Source organism: Moraxella osloensis, assembly GCF_001553955.1.
Taxonomy (GTDB): Bacteria; Pseudomonadota; Gammaproteobacteria; order Pseudomonadales; family Moraxellaceae; genus Faucicola; species Faucicola osloensis.
The window spans coordinates 323,334-341,146 of record NZ_CP014234.1; the positions used below are offsets into that span (position 1 = coordinate 323,334).

The window sequence follows — 17,813 nt, forward strand, 5'->3', positions numbered from 1 at the left end:
GTTTTTAGGGTTTTGATTAGCTATTTAAGCTAAATAAATCAAGCGCTTTCACCAAAGATAATGAGTTGAGGCGGGCTTGTTGGTCATAAATATTACAAGTGACAATCAATTCATCAGGGCGGATAGTCTCAAGAAAATGGTCAAGTTTTGGTTTGACACTGTCAGGTGTGCCGACAAACGAAATTGCTAACGACGATTCAACCATGTATTTCTCTGCAGATGTCCAAAAAGCATCAATATTCTCAATCGGTTTTGGCATTTGTGAGGGTTTACCACGGCGCAAATTGACAAAACTTTGCTGTGCTGAGGTGAATTGGTAAGCGGCTTCCTCATCGGTTTCTGCTAAGAGCAAGTTACTTGCTACCATCACATAAGGTTGTTGCAAGTAAGCAGAGGGCTTGAAATTCTCACGGTACAATGTCACCGCTTGCGATAACATCTGCGGCGCAAAATGAGACGCAAATACATAAGGCAAGCCTAATGCAGCAGCGAGACTGGCGCCAAATAAGGACGACCCTAAAATCCAGACAGGCACATTCAAGCCATTAGCCGGCATGGCAGTCACTGTCTGACCATCAAGCGGGTCAAAATAATGCATCAGCTCTTGCACATCTTGCGGGAAGTTTTCAGCATCATTCATGGTGCGGCGCAAGGCACGGAAGGTTGCCCCATCGGTACCAGGGGCACGGCCGACGCCAAGATCGATACGTTCGCCATACAAAGTGGCTAACGTACCAAACTGTTCTGCGACCACTAACGGCGCATGGTTAGGCAACATGATACCACCCGAGCCAATCCGTATGGTTGAGGTGTGAGCGCCAATGTGAGCTAGCAACACACTGGTTGCAGTACTGGCAATGCCGCGCATGTTATGGTGCTCAGCCAGCCAATAGCGGTTAAAACCTACTTGTTCGGCAGTTTGGGCAACAGTCACCGCTTGCTTCAGCGCATTTTTAGCGTCACTCCCTTCAGGTACAGGAACAAGGTCTAAAAATGAAATAGGGATTTGTTTGGTCATCTTTGTCATCACTGTAGTTATCATAAAAAGAATAGTAGTCCCTTTATAATGGCAAATCCAAAAAAATCAATCACCCAAATTGTTGCTGACAAATATCAATGAAAGCTTTGCCAAAATTACGGATATCGCCATCGACACGGGTGGCTATCCACGTCACATGTTTTCCAAAAATCTTCGTTGGAATTTTGACAAGATTGCGATAATGCTGACCTTCAAATGCCATTTCAGCAATCGTGCCCACGCCCATACCAATACCGACATAGGTACTAATCACATCGGCATCCAAAGCAGTAAGTACGATATTAGGCGTCAGCTGTGCCGCGCTAAAGGCTCTATCAATCGCACCACGACCCGTAAAACCGCCGTGATAAGTGATAATCGGATATTTCGCTAAAGTTTGGATATCAATCTCAGTGCGACTCTCAAGCTCATGTCCCACGGGCACAATCACATGATGATACCAATCATAATAGCGAATACAGTGTAGATTATCGTGCGCAAGCAGCGATTCAGTTGCGATGCCAATATCGGCTTGGCCTTGTGCCACCATATTGGCAATCGACTCAGGGTCAGCTTGATGTAAAATCAGATGGACATTGGGAAATTGTTGTTTAAAGCGCTGTACCACCCAAGGTAACACATAACGTGCTTGGGTATGCGTCGTGGCAATCGATAACTCACCCTGATGGGGATTTTGAAAATCTAAGGTTAAATTTTCAATCGACCTTACTTCCACAAAGATTTTCTCAATATGCGGCAGTAGCAGCTCACCGATAGGGGAGAGACCCACCAATCGCTTACCCTGACGCACAAACACTTCCGCCCGAAGCTGACTTTCGAGCGCGGCAATATGTTTACTAAGACTGGATTGACTGGTATGTAATACTTTGGCAGCTTGGCTCAGATTGTAATTATTAATCACAGTCTGCCAAACGGTTTCAAGTTGTTTGAGTTGGATTTGTAAATAACGTTGATTGATGACAACATTGATTGCCATAAAATGACCTTAATAAAAAAACGAATAAAAAACGAAATAAAATGCTCGCTATAAGCGCTTGATTGAACTTAAAAATTAACAAAACTAGGCATTATTGCCATACGTGTATTAGACACTGCGCCTGCCATGCTACTATCGACTGCAGATAAGCTTTCATTATCAACTATCGTGACATGATAGGCATTATTTTGCGGATAGCAATCGGGTATTGCATAATTTGCCCCAAAGCCGTTAACAGCTAACAACTGACAAAAAGGTTGAAAGTCACCGCAGGGTGCCAATTATAGCATATTACCATAAAATCGCAGGTTCAAAACCTAGCTGCTTAAGTCAGGCTTATTTAATAGGCTTAAAATTTAAAAAATTGAAATATGACAAGTCTGCAGACATTCACTCAGATATCGACGTCTCAGACATCCATAATAATTTTAGTTTGTATAGACCTAGAAAACCGCTACAATAGCAAGATTTTAATGAAGTTTTGTGGTAAATCGTGCGTGATGAGTGAGAGGTAACATGGAAATATCAAAACAACCTGTGGCAAACGACCAAGCGGCGCTACCAAGCGAAAGCTCAACAGGCACAAAAAAGTCTTGGGGCGAAGCCATCAAAGCCTATATGGACAAGCGCGCTTGGGTGATGTTGCTATTGGGTTTTTCTTCAGGGTTACCTTATCTATTGATATTTTCTAGTTTATCAATTTGGCTCAAAGAAGCAGGATTTGATATCAAAATTATCACCATGTTTAGTTGGGCGATGCTCGGGTACTCGTTTAAGTTTGTTTGGTCGCCCCTCGTCAATGCCGTGCCGATTCCGTTGTTAACCAAAATGCTAGGACAACGTCGTAGTTGGCTAATTGTGGCACAAATGGTGGTCGCCTTTGCAATTTTTATGCTCGGTAGTTTTAATCCCACCAGTGATGTTGTACTTGATTACATGGCATTTTTTGCCGTGTTGTTAGGTTTTTCAGCGGCGACACAAGACATTGTGATTGATGCTTATCGCATTGAAATTGCTGAAAAATCGCTGCAACCCGTACTCTCTGGTATGTTTATGGCAGGCTACCGAATCGGTCTGATTGTCGCAGGGGCAGGGGCGCTGTTCTTGGCAGAATATTTTGGCTCGACCAAAGCCACTTACAACTACGCTGCTTGGCAACAAACCTATTATATTATGGCATCTTTGATGCTAGTAGGGGTTGTCACCACCCTTTTGATTAAAGAACCCACCGTCACCCGTGAGCAGCATGAACGCCCGATGTCGGATTATTTTCAACTGTTTTTACTATTTTTAATTTCAGTGATTGCGCTGATTGCCAGTTTTATTGTCATCGGTCATGTGCTTCCAGAGACTGAGTCAAAATTTTTGGGCTTTGTTTATGAGAGTACTAAATTTATTGGTGCTGTGGTTATCGCCATTGGTACCGCTTTGGTGTTATTAAAAGCCAAAATCATCAAAAAGCAAGTCGCGGTTGACATGTGGGTCGCCCCGATTCAAGATTTTTTCATTCGTTATGGGAAAAAAGCCGTATGGCTGATTTTATTGATAGGCTTGTATCGTATTTCAGATATTGTGGCAGGTACGACGTCAAACTTGTTTTATGTCAACTTAGGCTTTAGCAAAACCGATATCGCCTTGGCGGTCAAAACCTTTGGGATGGGGATGTCAATTGTAGGTGGTATTCTAGGCGGCTTGCTTGCTGAGCGTTTTAAAATCATGAACGCTATGTTGATTGGAGCTATTTTAGCGTCAGCCAGTAATTTATTGTTTGTGATTTTGGCGGGCAAGGGACATGATTTTTTTTACATGTACTCAGCGGTGATGTTTGATAACCTCGCATCAGGTTTAGCAAGTGCCATTTTCGTCGCCTTTTTATCGGTATTGACCAATATTCGCTTTAGCATGGTACAGTATGCACTGCTTAGTTCATTGATGACATTAACACCAAAGATTTTAGGAGGCTACTCAGGTGCGATGGTAGAAACCATGGGATATCCTGCTTTTTTCACTTTTACTGCACTGATTGGCATTCCTGTGCTGTTGTTGATTTATATGGTAGATAAGCATGTGATGAGCCAAGATGCGACAAGAGGCGATAACATCACCCATGAATAACCCAATATCATCTTACAGCATTCAATCATTGTTGGCTGTACCAAGCACGGTTGAAAAACACATCCGCAAACAGTTGCTGGGTGAGTGTCTTCATGTAGGGCAGACTTATCTTATTACCCATGATAGCGAAATGGTAACTGCAGAGATAGCCACTCAATATTTTGCAGCACTAGAGGAGTTGATAGCCGGTAAACCATTCGCTTATGTGCTGGGTAAACAAAGTTTTTGGCAGCATGAGTTTTTAGTCAATGAGCATACGTTAATACCGCGTCCTGATACCGAGCGGTTGATAGAAGCCGTGCTTAATCACCATAAAAATAGCCTAAGCAAATCAATGAATATTTTAGATTTAGGCACGGGGTCAGGTTGTATTGCCATCACGCTGGCGGACGAATTTAAAAATTCATCGGTTAGGGCAGTAGACAAGTCGCCTGAGGCGCTAAGCGTTGCCACACAAAATGCTAAAAGAATAGGGGTTAATAATATCGCGTTTTTTGAAGGCAGTTGGTATGACCCCTTTATGACAGTTAATGCAGATGAAAGCAATAAATTTGATATCATCGTATCTAATCCACCTTATATCGATCCCAACGATCCCCACTTGGCAGGCTTAACCGATGAACCCATTAGCGCGCTAATCGCGGATAACAAAGGTATGGCGGACATCTGTCATATTGTCAAAACTGCGCCACAATTTTTACAGCCTCAGGGCTTCTTAGCGATTGAACATGGGTATAACCAGGGCGAACAGGTTAGGGGCGTGTTTTTGTCAAATGGCTTTGGCGATGTAATAACCGTCAAAGACTATGGGGACAATGAGCGAGTAACGCTAGGTGTAATAAATTAGTGTACTAAATTAATCGGCTAAAATAGCCTGAGTAAATATGTGAAATTCAACTACTATGTCAAAACAAACAGAATTAACCGATGCAGAAATGCTACGTTATGCCCGCCAAATATTGCTAGAAGGGTGGGATATAGAAGCACAAACGCGGCTAAAAAATAGCTGTGCGATTATTATTGGGATGGGCGGGCTAGGTTGCCCACTTGCAGAGACCTTGTGCCGTGCTGGCATTGGCAAGATGCTTATTATTGACGATGATACGATTGATGAGAGCAATCTGCAGCGGCAGTCGTTGTTTACCCCTAACGACATCGGTCAATCTAAAGCGCTGGTAGCTAAGGCTAAATTAAATCAAATCAATGCATTTTGTGAGGTTATCGCCATACATACGCGTTTAACAGCAGATAATTATCAACAAATGATTGAACAAGAAAATATAAATAGCCTAAGCAGATTAATTTGCGACTGCACCGATAACTTCAAAACACGAGACCTCATTAACACCATCGCTGTCAAGTCAAATTTGTCATTATTATCAGCTTCCGCCATTGCGCAAACAGGGCAACTGGCATTATTTGCGCCGCAGCAAGGTTGCTATCATTGCTTGTTTCAAGGGGCAGGGGATGATGAGCGAACTTGTGCCACTAGCGGCGTGCTTGCCAGTACCACCCAAATCATCGGCAACCTTCAAGCCCAAGCGGCTTTGAGTTTTTTGGGACTCGGCATCAATCCTATAGCGCAAACGTTATTGCTATGGAACGGCAAAACCATGAATCTTAAAAAACTTCACTATCGTAAAGACGCTAACTGCGAGATTTGTAGCCACCCATCAGCTATCACAGACGTCATTTAAACTAGAGTCAATCATGCAAAAAAATCACTTTTTAAAAAAATCCTTAAATGTCATTCAGCGGGTCGGAAAAACGGCAACCGTTGCTGGCAAAGCAGGGCTGCGTATCGCCCAAGGCGAAAAAATGACCCCAACGTTGCTGCGTCAAAGCTTTGAAGAGTTGGGTACTACCTATATCAAAATCGGTCAGTTTATTGCCAGTACCCCGTCCATCTTTCCCCGCGAATATGTGACAGTATTTCAAGGCTGTCTAGATCAAACCACGCCCATGCCTTATAGCTATATTGAAGGCGTCTTAAGAGAGGAGCTGGAAAAAGACGGGCAGACATTAGAAGATATTTTTCAAAGTATTGAGGTCAAACCGCTAGCGTCTGCATCCATCGCCCAAGTTCACAGTGCTATTTTAAAAAATGGCGATAATGTGGTGTTAAAAGTGCAAAAACCTGAAGTAGATACCATCATTCAAACCGATTTAGGTATGATGGTTGGGTTGACTAAACTGATTGATAGTATCGCACCATCGCTAAAATTTGCCAGTATTTCACCCATTATTGATGAAATCCGTTTGCGCATGGCAGCAGAAACGGACTTCTTACAAGAAGCCAAAAACATTGATGATTTCCAAGATTTTTTGAAAAAAACCGACAATCATAAAGTAGTCGCGCCCGATGTTTATCATGATATCAGTAGCAAAAAAGTACTTGTCATGACCCGGTTTTTTGGGGTGTCTATGATTGATGATGCTGCCATGCGTCAATACTGCAAATACCCCGCACAGGTGATGACAGATACTTTAAATACGTGGTTTTCTAGCTTGATGCTGTGCAATAGTTTTCATGCCGATTTGCATGCCGGTAATTTGATGTTGTTGACCGATGGTCGTATTGGCTTTATTGATTTTGGGATTGTAGGCAAACTTGAACCCAAAGCGTGGCAAGCCAGTATGGGGATGATGGATAGTTTTGCTAAAGAAGACTATCGCGGCATGGCGCATTATATGGTTGAAATGGATATGACCCATGCGCGAGAGCAAGTCAATGTCGATGTCCTTGCCCAAGATCTTGAGTCAGTGATGAAAAAAATCTTGGCGGAAGATAGTTTGTTTATGGGAAAAACCATTGACCAAACCATGCCAAACCGATTAAAAGATCATACTGATGAAATCAACCAAATGTTGCTTGAAATGGTGGAAGTCGGTAAACGCCATGGCATTCACTTCCCAAGAGATTTTGCGCTACTCACCAAACAACTGTTATATTTTGACCGTTTTATGAAAGTACTTGCCCCTGAGATGGATATGTTTCATGATGCGCGGATTAAAATGGCATAAACACGCGATGAATTAATCCTCTTTGCGCTGTAGCCATGTTCTAAGCCAAGTTAAAATCGCTTGGTGGTGTTTGATGCATAGGCTCAGCGCCTTTAAGTCTGCTTTTAGGGTTTTTTGTTCGCGCTGTAGGGTTTCTAACATCAGTTGAACTACCAGCTCTGTCACCAGGTCTGAGATATCATCAATATTGCGCTGACTAAGTTCTTTAAAAAACCGCGCCCAATGTTTTATAAGTTTGTTTTGCTGCTCTGATGTCAAGCCCGCCAGTATGAAATGTGCTTTGGCATTGATTCGCTCGTAAGTTGACCAGTTTGGGTTATCAAAATCCTGCAATCTTGATTGAATGGTTTGAATCCAAGTAATCAAATTCAATAATTCTTCATCGGCAATGGCTTGCCAAGTCAGACAGCAGCTTTCATCATAGTTTTTGCAGGGCGCATTCATCGCATCTGTAATGACATCCGTGATAACATCTGTGATAACACCATTGATAACATCAGCGTCGCCAGTTGAATTTTCGTCCAGTCGCATCGGGGCTGTTGGTTTGCTAGATGGGTGTTTCGGTTTAAAAACATTAGCCGCTTCGCTGCGCTGATATATATCGCGGATGACAGATTGGCTAATGCGGTTATTTTCCAAACTGCCTAACAGCTCTGGTTGAAACAAAAAACACAGCTGCAGATGTAGTTGTACTGTCAATTCGCTATCAAAATTGAGCAGGGCATCTTGCGCTTGCCGTGCTTGGTTTTTTCGCCCCAATCCCATTTTGTTTTTGATGTCTTCACGCAGCAACCAGCCATAACTGCCTTTTGGTAGTTTTTGGGTCAGCGCAGAGAGCTGCTGCAAAATCTTGCTGCGATTTTCGGGGGTATTGGTAGGATATTGACGCGTCAGACTTGAGTACAAATACGCTGATAGGGGAACGGCTTGGGCGATTTGTTGCTGCATCGCTAACAAACCATGCGCTTTGACATAACTATCAGGATCATGATTGTCTGGCAGTGTCAAAAAGTGTAATTCCTTGCCATCAGTGAGCGCAGGCAACCCAACTTCCATAGCACGCCAAGCGGCTTTTTGTCCTGCACTATCACCATCAAAACTTAAAGTAAGTATGGGATTAAATTGCAGCAATCTTTCGATTTGTGATTGCGCCAGCGCTGTTCCCATGGAGGCAACTGCGCCATACACGCCCGCTTGATGAAGGCTTATGACATCCATATAACCTTCAACCACCAGCCAGTCTTTGGCTTTGGCCTTGCGACCTTCAAAAAGACCATACAACACGGCTTGTTTATGAAATACAGGTGAATCTGAAGAATTGATATACTTGGGCTGCTCATCATCCGACATGGTGCGACCGGCAAAGCCGATCACCCGCCCTTGTTGGTCGCGAATGGGGAAAATCACCCGATTGCGCAGCAAATCAAAATCACGCCCATTTTGCGAAGTGCGCACCAATCCTAAGATTTTTAAACCTTCAATGTCTTGGGGGAAGGCTTCTTCAAGATGTTGCCAACCGTTTGGGGCAAAACCCAAGGCAAATTCTTCGATAGTGTGCGGCGTCAGACCACGTTTGAGCAAATAATGTTGCGCAAAGCTATTTTGCTGTAATTGGTACTGATAAAACTGGCAGATTTGGGTCAATAAGTCGTATAAACTCGATAAACTATCCTGCACGCTGTTATTGCCCATGTCATCAAAGGGTGAAAATCCGCCAACGCTTGCATCATCATACTCGCCAAAAGGGATAAAGCTTGCATCTAAGTTATCAGACGTTTGAAAATCATCAAAAGCGTCTATCCACAAAGCCTCTGTATTGGTAATAGACGGACGCTCGGCAACATCTGAGTCAAAGAGGGCTTGAGCGGGACTTTGAGCTAGATTTTGATGCAACGATGCCCTTGCTTGTGATACAGCAGGTTTGGGTGCAACGGGTGTTTTTTTATAGGTATGTGATTTGTTGACAGCCTCTTTGGGCAGTTCAATCCCCGTTTGACGGGACAATTCTTTGAGCGCTTCACCCGCGGTGAGATTTTCGTACTCTTTTAAAAAGGTGAGCGCATTGCCCGCGACACCACAACCAAAACAGTTATATAGCCCTTTTTGCGGATTGACAAAAAATGAGGGCGTTTTTTCGCCATGAAAAGGGCAACAGCCTTTGAATTCATTGCCCGAACGTTTGAGCTCCACATGCTTGCCAATAATCTTGACGATATCGGCATTGGCAATGATTTGATCAATGATGGCATTGTTACTCATGGTAAAAAGCGCATTTCCAGTTAAAAATTAGCCAATTGAAAAAAAATAGCTAGGATAAACCTAGCTAATGTTAACGGGGTTTATAGATTATTTGACTTGACTGGTATTGTCAGGTGGCAGACCCAAGCCAATTGTGGTGTCACGTGGTCTTGTCGGTGTTTCATCATTTGCCGTGGTTGCTGGACTTGGCAGGCGCATTGCCGCAGCTTGCTGAATTGAGGTCTGAATTACTTGTGGCTTGGTGTTACCTGAGTATTGCCCCGACTGCTGGGCTAACCCTTGAACAGCAGCATTTTTTGAACTTTGACCCAGCACGCCCAATGTGGCTTTATTTAACCAGTTTGAACCGGTACGGGTATTATCAAGTTTGACATTGCCACGCGCATCAATCAGACCAGGGTAGTTGATACGAAGCAGTTGTTTATATTGATTGGCGGTATCGGTCATTCCCAGTTTGTCATAGCTATAGGCGATGGTTGCAATAGACTCTGGAATCGCTTCGCTTTGTGGGTAGTACTGAAATACCCATTTAGCACGGTTGGCAGCTGCCACATAGGCTTTGCGTTTAATATACCAGCGCGCTACATCCATCTCACTTTCTGCCAATTGGTTATAAATATAACGCATACGTAGCGCAGCGTCTGGGGCATAGGCACTGTTTGGGAAACGATTAATCAGTTGCTGAAAGTTATTAAAGGCAATGCGCGAATAGCCCATATCACGGTGTGCAGGATTAAGCTTGGTGTATTTCATCACGCCGCCTGATGCCGCCTGCATATTTGAGATGCCGCGAACATAGTACGCGTAGTCAACTTGCGGGTTGGACGGGTAAGACTGGATAAAACGATCGGCACTGGCAATGGCATCCAAATAGTCACCATGTTGGTACTGCGCATACATCAGGTCAAGTAACGCTTGCTCGCTGTAATCACCCACAGGATAGAAAGTCCGCAAATCGTTTAACTGGCTAATCGCTTTGGCAAAATTGCCTTTTTTGATGTTGTCAGACGCCGCTTGGTAGTAGCCTTGTTCACTTTTTTCAGCTTTGGTCGCGACGACTTCGTCTTTGCCACCCAACAATTTTGAATTTTTTAGCGTTTGACAGCCAGATAAAGTGGTCAAAGCTAGAGTAATTGCGGTGACACCCACAACTTTGGAAAGATGATGCATACGAACCTCAAATCTATTGCAAAAATATTTGCCCATCATAATACTTATTGTTCAAAACTGAATGCAAAATATTGTATTAAAAATTTCACTAAGTCTATCACGAAACGTTATACTTTGTGACCTATCCGCGCATATTAATTTTGCAAATCCCTATACCCTAAGTCTGATATGTTTATGACCACGCCAATCGCCTCACATCCGATCAACTCAAATCCAATCGAATCAAACATTGAATCTATGACGGAATCTATGACTCAAAACAATACCAATCAACTCGAAGAAGAATGGGAAAATCTGTCACAACCACACCCAAGCCATCAGGATCTGCAGACCCACGACGCTGGCAGTCATCACATTGTCCAAGATTATACAGTCAACTCTGAGCAAATAGGCGAGCGCATTGATAAAATTGCTGCCTTGGTGTTTAGCGATTATTCGCGTGAGCAAATCAAAAATTGGCTTGAGTCAGGCGAACTAACCGTAAACGGCGCAGCGCAAAAACCCAAATATCGCCTTAAGCCCAACGATGTGCTGATGCTTAAAGCGAGTTTGACCGCTCAACAACAAGATTTGCCCGAGAATATCCCACTTGATATCTTGTATGAAGATGAGGCGGTGCTAGTCATCAATAAGCCAGTAGGTTTGGTCGTCCATCCTGGCGCAGGCAATGGGTCGGGTACGCTAGTCAACGCGCTACTTTTTCATTATCCTGACAGCCGCACGCTACCTAGAGCAGGATTGGTACATCGAATCGATAAAGAAACATCGGGTTTAATGGTGATTGCAAAAGACAGTCAAAGCCAGCTGCATCTAATTAATCAGCTTAAAGACAAATCCGTGTACCGGCTTTATCAAGCGATTGTGTTGGCGTCGGCGGCTGAGCTTGCCCGCCATCGCACCATTGATGCACCCATTGGTCGCCATCCGACCCAGCGCACCAAAATGGCGGTGGTGGGTAGTGGCAAACCCGCTGTCACCCATCTTGAGAAAATCACAGCGATAAGCGAGGCTGTCTCATTGGTCAGCGTCCGACTGGAAACAGGGCGCACCCACCAAATCCGTGTACACTTATCAAATTTGGGTTTTCCATTGCTCGGAGATCCGCTATATGGTGCTGCTCGTAAAAATGTGATATTGTTAAAAACCTTGGATGACGACCAAAAACATGTCGTACAACAGTTCCAGCGTCAGGCGCTGCATGCGTATGAGCTTGGCTTTATCCATCCAAAAACAGGCGAGCCTATTAAAGTGCAAGCGCCATTACCCGATGATATGCAACAGCTACTTGAACATTTACAGTCAATATAAAGACATGGTAGATATATCACATGAATATCTGGTTTAAATATGCCATCACTGCATTAATGGTGGTATTGGTTTCAGAGTTTGCAAAACGCAGTGACAAGCTAGGAGGATTTATAGCCGCGTTGCCATTGGTGACGATTTTGACCTTGGTTTGGCTGTATCTTGAACATCAATCCACCGAAAAAATCGCCAATCACGCCTATTACACATTTTGGTATGTGATACCCACCTTGCCGATGTTTTTAATTTTTCCATATTTGCTGCCAAAAGTTGGTTTTTGGGCGGATTTGGGCATTTGTATCGTAGTGACGGTTATGATCTTTTGGTTATTGGCCAGACTACTAAGCAACTTTGGTATTCAATTATTGTAGAAAAGCCAAAATTAGACCATTTTTTCCGTTAAATATTTCCAATAGCGTTTTGGCAAATACTGAATATGTAGCTTGCGATTTAGCCGCTCTTTGATGGTCACGTGGGTAAAATATTTTTGCCAAAGCGTTTGGTATTGTTGTTCTGCCTTGCTATAAAACTGCTGTGGATGCAGTAGTGCTTCATCATCTACATCGCAGATGATATGGACTTGTTCGCTGGGATCATCGTGAGCGTAATAAATACCAAACCCGCGTTTGACATCATAAATCGCCCAAGTCTGATCGGCATAGCGTTCTTTAAAATGCTGATGCAAAATGGGTAATACATTAAAATCTGGCTCAACACGCGCAAAATATACCGATTTGTCGGTGTGTGGCATTTGCATTTGTTCAAATCGCACAAACGCCTGCATACGGTGGCGCTCACGCCCGACCATTTTGATAAGCTTGCTCACTGCCATCACATCCGCATGGGTATAATTCTCCCACACATCAAGGTTGGGATTAGACAATTGAAACCGTACCACCCCAAACAGATGACTATACACCGTAGGCGATTCTGACAAAAAGCCCCATAGCAGTTGTCGCATACCGTTTTTGCCAAATTTGCCAAAGACGCGCGCTAATTTATCACTCACCCGTAAGGTTTTGGCTTCATCGGTTGCGACGGTGACAGTGGCTTGCCAAAAATTGGGCACCACTTCATGCTCAGCTTGAATGGTCACAATCGGGGTGTGCTGCCAACCGTTCTCATAGATGGTGAACACACACGTGAGCCACCCTTCAAAGCTGCCATCAAAGATTAAAATGGGGGTCTCAGCCGTCACTAAATCCATAATTGACCTTTTGCACAGTGGACTTTAAAACCTTAATTTTAAAAGATTGATTTTAAAAAACTAAGTTTAAAACAATAATGCTAAAACAACGCCAATTGACCATGCCGCTCGGCTTTGAATTTGGTTTGGGTCTGCGCCAGCACATAATCGCGAAAATTATCCTGCGTTAAATGACTTAAATGCTCATTGCGACCTTTGAGTGCGATAAAGTATTTGGCGCGGTTTACGGCAGCGCCCATTTGCTTGAGATGATCGAGTGTCAAAGTCGAAAATTTTCGTGCCTGAACAATTTTTTTGGCGGTTCGGGTGCCAATACCAGGAATACGCACAATCATTTTGTAGGGCGCGGTCTGAATATTAACGGGGAAATGTGACTTATTACGAATCGCCCAAGCCAATTTGGGGTCACAGTCCAAATCCAAGAACGGATGGTCATCGGGTAGAATTTCTTCTGCTTCAAATCCATAAAAACGCATGAGCCAATCCGCTTGGTACAAGCGATTTTCTCGCACCATCGGCACAGGGGTGCCCATAGCGGGCAAGCGATTGTCACTGAGCATAGGCACATACCCTGAATAGTACACCCGTTTTAGGTCATATTCTTGATAAAAATGGCTCGATAAACGGATGATTTGTAAATCGGTCTCTTGCGCTGCGCCCACAATCAGCTGGGTACTTTGACCCGCTGGGGTAAATTTTGGGGTATGTTTGTGTTGTTTTTTACTATCTTTAAACACCACGATTTGTTCTTGCACCACTTTCATTGGCGCTTTCATATCGTCATGGTTTTTTTCAGGTGCGAGCAATGCCAAGCCTGATTTGGTGGGGATTTCCATATTGACGCTTAAGCGATCGGCATACAATCCTGCTTCCTGCATCAACTCAGCAGACGCACCCGGAATGGTTTTTAGATGAATATAGCCATTGAATTTGTGCGCAAGGCGCAAGGTTTTGGCGACACGAACCAATCGCTCCATGGTATAGTCGGGCGATTTAAAAATCCCTGAGCTTAAAAACAAGCCTTCAATATAGTTGCGCCGATAAAACTGCATGGTCAAATCAACCACTTCCTCGACAGTAAATGCTGCGCGCGGCGTATCGTGACTGCGCCTTGAGGTGCAATACGCGCAATCGTAGATACAATGATTGGTAAACAATATTTTTAATAAGGAAACACAGCGGCCATCTTCGGTATAGCTATGGCAAATACCTGAGTTAGCTGTGCCGAGTCCTTTGTTATGATTGTCACGTTTGCTGCCACTTGATGAACAGGAAACATCATATTTGGCAGCATCGGCTAAGATGGATAATTTGTCTTGCAATCTTTCATAATTCATCGCATAAACCTTGCATATCTTATATATCAGCAGATAAAAACATAAAAAATAGGTTGCAAAATTAAACTTAAGATGGCTATTTTACCTTATCAGCGGCTAGAAATACGGTCAAAAAAAAGCAAGACGACAACGTGTGACGTCTTGCTTTTGGTAGATTAACGAATTAGTGTCTATGAATTACGAATTACGAATTACGGATTAACAATAATAGCCGGTGCAGTCGTGACAGGCATGGTGGTCATTGTTGCTACCGCGGGCGTTGAGGCCGGTAGTAATACGGGGGTTGTCGTAGTAGTAGAAACAACCGTGGCAGGTTTTGACACGGTTACTGTCGCGCCTGAGCCTGTTTGTACCGTCACTGGGGTGGTGGTATTGACATTCGATGTTGATACTACGGTCGTACTAGGCAGTGTGGTAATAGGCGCTGTTGTTATCACAGGGGCTGTGGTAGTGACGACAGGCGTAGAGGTAGAGACAGTGCGATAGGTGGGCGTGGTGACAATTTGTGTCGGGTAAAATGGCATACCGTCAACGATGGTAAATTCATTGGGGCGAACCATCACCGTATCGCTCGTGCCATCGCTATGTTGATTGACAATCGTTGTGGTTTTTGGCGCCACGCGCGTCGTGGTTACCGTTGTCGTTTTCTTAGCGGCGGCTTTAACGGTGTGCGCATGACTGGGGGTTGCCATGGCACTCATGGCAATCACCGCAACTGTCGCGGCAACGATTTGGGATTTTTTTATAGCGGTCATCATCATGTTGTGTTTCCTCAAAAATACACACGGAATTGATGAAATTATTATGCGCATATTGTTGATAGAAAGATAAGTTATAAATGTAAATAACAGGCAAAATTTGCAATTTATGCGATAACTGCTGTGAAAAAATGTAACTACATGGGTAGGTTAACTCATCAAATGCGACACTTTGATAGGCTTAAAACTTTGTCAGGTAAAGCGCTTAGACCAGCAAAAAAATAGGCGTGACGGTTGTTTTATTGGATTACAAGGTTTATCCTTATCCGTTGACATTGAATATTTGGGCAATGCCACGTTAGCGTAAATTTTTTAGCAGTCAAACTTATCAATTAAATGTAGGAGCTATTCATGTTTTCACATGTAGAACCGTATGCAGGTGACCCGATTTTGGGATTGATGGACAAGCATAAACAAGACCCACGTGCCGACAAAGTGAATTTGGGTGTGGGTGTCTATTTTGATAATGACGGTAAATTACCCGTCCTCAACTGTGTGCAAAAAGCTGAAGCACAAATCGCTAATCCACCAAAACCACGTCCCTATCTGCCAATGGACGGTCTGCCAGGTTATCGCGCGGCTTGCCAAAACCTATTGTTTGGTAAAGATGCACAAGTATTAAAAGACAAGCGTGTAGCAACCACAGCGACCATCGGTGGTTCAGGCGCGCTCAAAGTCGGGGCTGATTTTATTCATGCTTGGTTTCCACAAGCCAAATGCTATGTGTCTGACCCAACATGGGCGAACCATATTGGTATCTTTGAAGGGTCTGGTTTTGCGGTGGGCAAATATCCCTACTATGATGCAGCGACCAATGGCATCAAATTCGATGAGCTGATTGCCTTTTTAAACACCTTGCAAGCCCATGATGTGGTGTTGCTGCATCCCTGTTGTCATAATCCAACGGGCGTTGACTTGACCCAAGCGCAATGGGATAAAGTGCTTGAAGTGGTGAAAGCGAAAAACTTGCTTGCCTTTATGGATATTGCTTATCAAGGCTTTGGTGAAGACATGGATGCAGATGTCTATGCGATTCGCAAAGCAGTGGACATGGGTTTGTTGTTCTTTGTCAGTAACTCATTCTCAAAAAATCTATCACTGTATGGTGAACGCGTTGGCGGTTTATCTGTGGTGTGTAAAGACGAAGCACAAGCCAAAGCGGTACAAGGTCAATTGCAGTTCAATATCCGCCGCATTTACTCAAGCCCACCTTCACACGGCGGTCACGTGGTTGATATCGTGATGAATGACGACGCGTTATTCAATGAATGGGTACAAGAAGTGTATGTGATGCGCGATCGTATCAAAGACATGCGCCAAAAACTGCGTGACAGTTTAGAAGCCAAATTACCCGGTCGCAGTTTTGAATATATCACCAAGCAAAACGGTATGTTTAGCTATACCGGTCTCACCCCTGAGCAAGTAGCGCGCATTATCAAAGATTTTGGTATCTATATGGTCGCTAATGGTCGTATCTCGGTTGCCGGTCTAAACGCTAGCAATATCGACTATGTAGCCAATGCCATGGCAGAAGTGTTAAAAGACTAAGCGTATTAAATGCGCTTATTAAATAAGCCTGTTAAAAAACTAAGATAATTAAACAATCAAAACCCTTAACCGCGTGTTAGGGGTTTTTTATGACTTACAATTTATAAGTGATGGTGTATGACTTATGATTAACGGGGCGGGGGAATGTTTAAGCCCGTTTTGGTAAGATTGTAGAAATATTTTTGACTGTTGTTAATTAAATCGCCACAAAAAACCTTGCTTTTGGTATCGGCTTTTGCTGAGATACCGATTACAATAATTTTAATAAAAATAGGATATCTTTATGGTCGCCCACAACCCCATACCCAATTTTCAAACCTCAACTGATTCTACGCCGCCATCCATCCCGCAAGCCATCACCCCCCAGTTTCGTGAAATCGACTACGGCAATAACGTTGCCCAGCGTACCCTGTGCGTTTTGGTGTTGGATTTGTCAGGCTCAATGGCGATACGCTCAGGCAATGGCGACAAACGCCGTATCGATATGCTTAATGAAGGGATTGAAGCGTTTTATCATGATTTGATGAAAGACGAAACAGCCCGCAACCGTGTGCGTTTAGCCATTGTCATCGTGGGCGGGGTCAATGACACTGCAGAGCTGATGATGGATTGGACAGATGCGATTGATTTTTTCCCCATTAAATTTCGTGAAAATGGCATGACGCCGCTCGGGCAAGGTATGTTACTTGCGCTCAATTTGATTGAGCAAGAGCGTATCAATCTACGCGACAACGGTATCAATTATACTCGTCCTTGGGTTATTGCCATGACGGATGGTCTGCCCACCGATAGCCAAGATGTGTGGCAGGCGGCTATCAATCAATGTCACCAAGCCGAGCAAAATAATCAATGTATTATTTATCCGATTGCCATTGATGCGGGCGTGCAAGAAATTAAGATGCTCAAACAGCTGTCGATTTTAACCCCGCCCGTGCATCTCAACTCCGTTAAATTTGTCGAATTTTTTGTGTGGTTGTCCGCGAGTCTTAAAACCGTGTCACAATCTGCGCCTGGGGAAACCGTGCAATTAGGGAGCATCTCACCGTGGGCGACCATTCAAAGTTGATGGTAAAGA

At 43.8% G+C, this 17,813-nt stretch carries 15 protein-coding genes; 8 read left to right on the plus strand and 7 right to left on the minus strand.

From position 1 onward, the window contains the following. Positions 1-16 precede the first annotated feature (16 nt). Both AXE82_RS01445 and AXE82_RS01450 read right to left on the minus strand, forming a co-directional pair. Complete coding sequence (locus AXE82_RS01445; RefSeq protein WP_062334678.1) at positions 17-1,018, minus strand: LLM class flavin-dependent oxidoreductase; 1,002 nt, start codon at positions 1,016-1,018, stop codon at positions 17-19. Between the two features lie 70 nt (positions 1,019-1,088). After that, entirely contained in the window at positions 1,089-2,015 is a 927-nt protein-coding gene (locus AXE82_RS01450; protein ID WP_062330529.1) for a LysR substrate-binding domain-containing protein, read from the minus strand. A gap of 516 nt (positions 2,016-2,531) precedes the next feature. Here AXE82_RS01450 and AXE82_RS01455 point away from each other — a divergent pair. Genes AXE82_RS01455 through AXE82_RS01470 form a run of 4 tightly spaced genes read left to right on the plus strand, consistent with a single transcriptional unit; the run spans position 2,532 to position 7,154 of the window. Beyond that, positions 2,532-4,130: an AmpG family muropeptide MFS transporter gene (locus tag AXE82_RS01455; protein ID WP_062330530.1), complete on the plus strand. Its 1,599-nt coding sequence runs from the start codon at positions 2,532-2,534 to the stop codon at positions 4,128-4,130. Then, positions 4,123-4,977, plus strand: a complete 855-nt coding sequence (gene prmC / locus AXE82_RS01460) for a peptide chain release factor N(5)-glutamine methyltransferase (protein WP_062330533.1) — start codon at positions 4,123-4,125, stop codon at positions 4,975-4,977. The genes AXE82_RS01455 and prmC overlap by 8 nt, the downstream gene beginning before the upstream one ends. Before the next feature lie 55 nt (positions 4,978-5,032). Beyond that, a complete protein-coding gene (locus AXE82_RS01465; protein WP_062330534.1) occupies positions 5,033-5,827 on the plus strand; it encodes a HesA/MoeB/ThiF family protein in 795 nt (264 codons plus the stop codon). A gap of 13 nt (positions 5,828-5,840) precedes the next feature. Continuing rightward, on the plus strand, positions 5,841-7,154 hold the full coding sequence (locus tag AXE82_RS01470; protein ID WP_062330536.1) for an ABC1 kinase family protein: 1,314 nt from the start codon (positions 5,841-5,843) through the stop codon (positions 7,152-7,154). 12 nt (positions 7,155-7,166) lie between these two features. Here the strand turns inward: AXE82_RS01470 and AXE82_RS01475 are convergent, their stop codons facing one another. Together AXE82_RS01475 and AXE82_RS01480 are read right to left on the minus strand one after the other, a co-directional pair. After that, a complete protein-coding gene (locus tag AXE82_RS01475) occupies positions 7,167-9,413 on the minus strand; it encodes a DNA primase (RefSeq protein ID WP_062330538.1) in 2,247 nt (748 codons plus the stop codon). Positions 9,414-9,500: 87 nt separating this feature from the next. Next, complete coding sequence (locus tag AXE82_RS01480; RefSeq protein WP_062330539.1) at positions 9,501-10,583, minus strand: outer membrane protein assembly factor BamD; 1,083 nt, start codon at positions 10,581-10,583, stop codon at positions 9,501-9,503. A 249-nt stretch (positions 10,584-10,832) separates the two neighbouring features. Between AXE82_RS01480 and AXE82_RS01485 the strand changes: the two genes are divergently transcribed. Both AXE82_RS01485 and AXE82_RS01490 read left to right on the plus strand, forming a co-directional pair. Further along, positions 10,833-11,891 carry an RluA family pseudouridine synthase gene (locus AXE82_RS01485; RefSeq protein WP_197931418.1) on the plus strand — a complete coding sequence of 353 codons (1,059 nt, stop codon included), beginning with the start codon at positions 10,833-10,835 and terminating at the stop codon, positions 11,889-11,891. Between the two features lie 20 nt (positions 11,892-11,911). After that, positions 11,912-12,259, plus strand: coding sequence for a DUF3147 family protein (locus AXE82_RS01490; RefSeq protein ID WP_062330541.1), 348 nt, complete (start codon positions 11,912-11,914; stop codon positions 12,257-12,259). Between the two features lie 11 nt (positions 12,260-12,270). On the opposite strand, the gene AXE82_RS11850 is transcribed toward AXE82_RS01490, so the two are convergent. From AXE82_RS11850 to AXE82_RS01505, 3 genes are all read right to left on the minus strand, one after another. Then, entirely contained in the window at positions 12,271-13,095 is an 825-nt protein-coding gene (locus AXE82_RS11850; protein WP_065252117.1) for a TIGR03915 family putative DNA repair protein, read from the minus strand. Between the two features lie 80 nt (positions 13,096-13,175). Then, a complete protein-coding gene (locus AXE82_RS01500; RefSeq protein ID WP_062330543.1) occupies positions 13,176-14,432 on the minus strand; it encodes a putative DNA modification/repair radical SAM protein in 1,257 nt (418 codons plus the stop codon). 191 nt (positions 14,433-14,623) lie between these two features. Beyond that, positions 14,624-15,193: a hypothetical protein gene (locus tag AXE82_RS01505; protein ID WP_062330545.1), complete on the minus strand. Its 570-nt coding sequence runs from the start codon at positions 15,191-15,193 to the stop codon at positions 14,624-14,626. 348 nt (positions 15,194-15,541) lie between these two features. Here AXE82_RS01505 and AXE82_RS01510 point away from each other — a divergent pair, with 348 nt between their 5' ends. Continuing rightward, positions 15,542-16,738: an amino acid aminotransferase gene (locus tag AXE82_RS01510; RefSeq protein WP_062330548.1), complete on the plus strand. Its 1,197-nt coding sequence runs from the start codon at positions 15,542-15,544 to the stop codon at positions 16,736-16,738. 283 nt (positions 16,739-17,021) lie between these two features. Beyond that, positions 17,022-17,804 (plus strand): vWA domain-containing protein, encoded by a 783-nt coding sequence (locus AXE82_RS01515; protein WP_062330550.1) that lies wholly within the window; start codon positions 17,022-17,024, stop codon positions 17,802-17,804. Positions 17,805-17,813 lie beyond the last annotated feature (9 nt).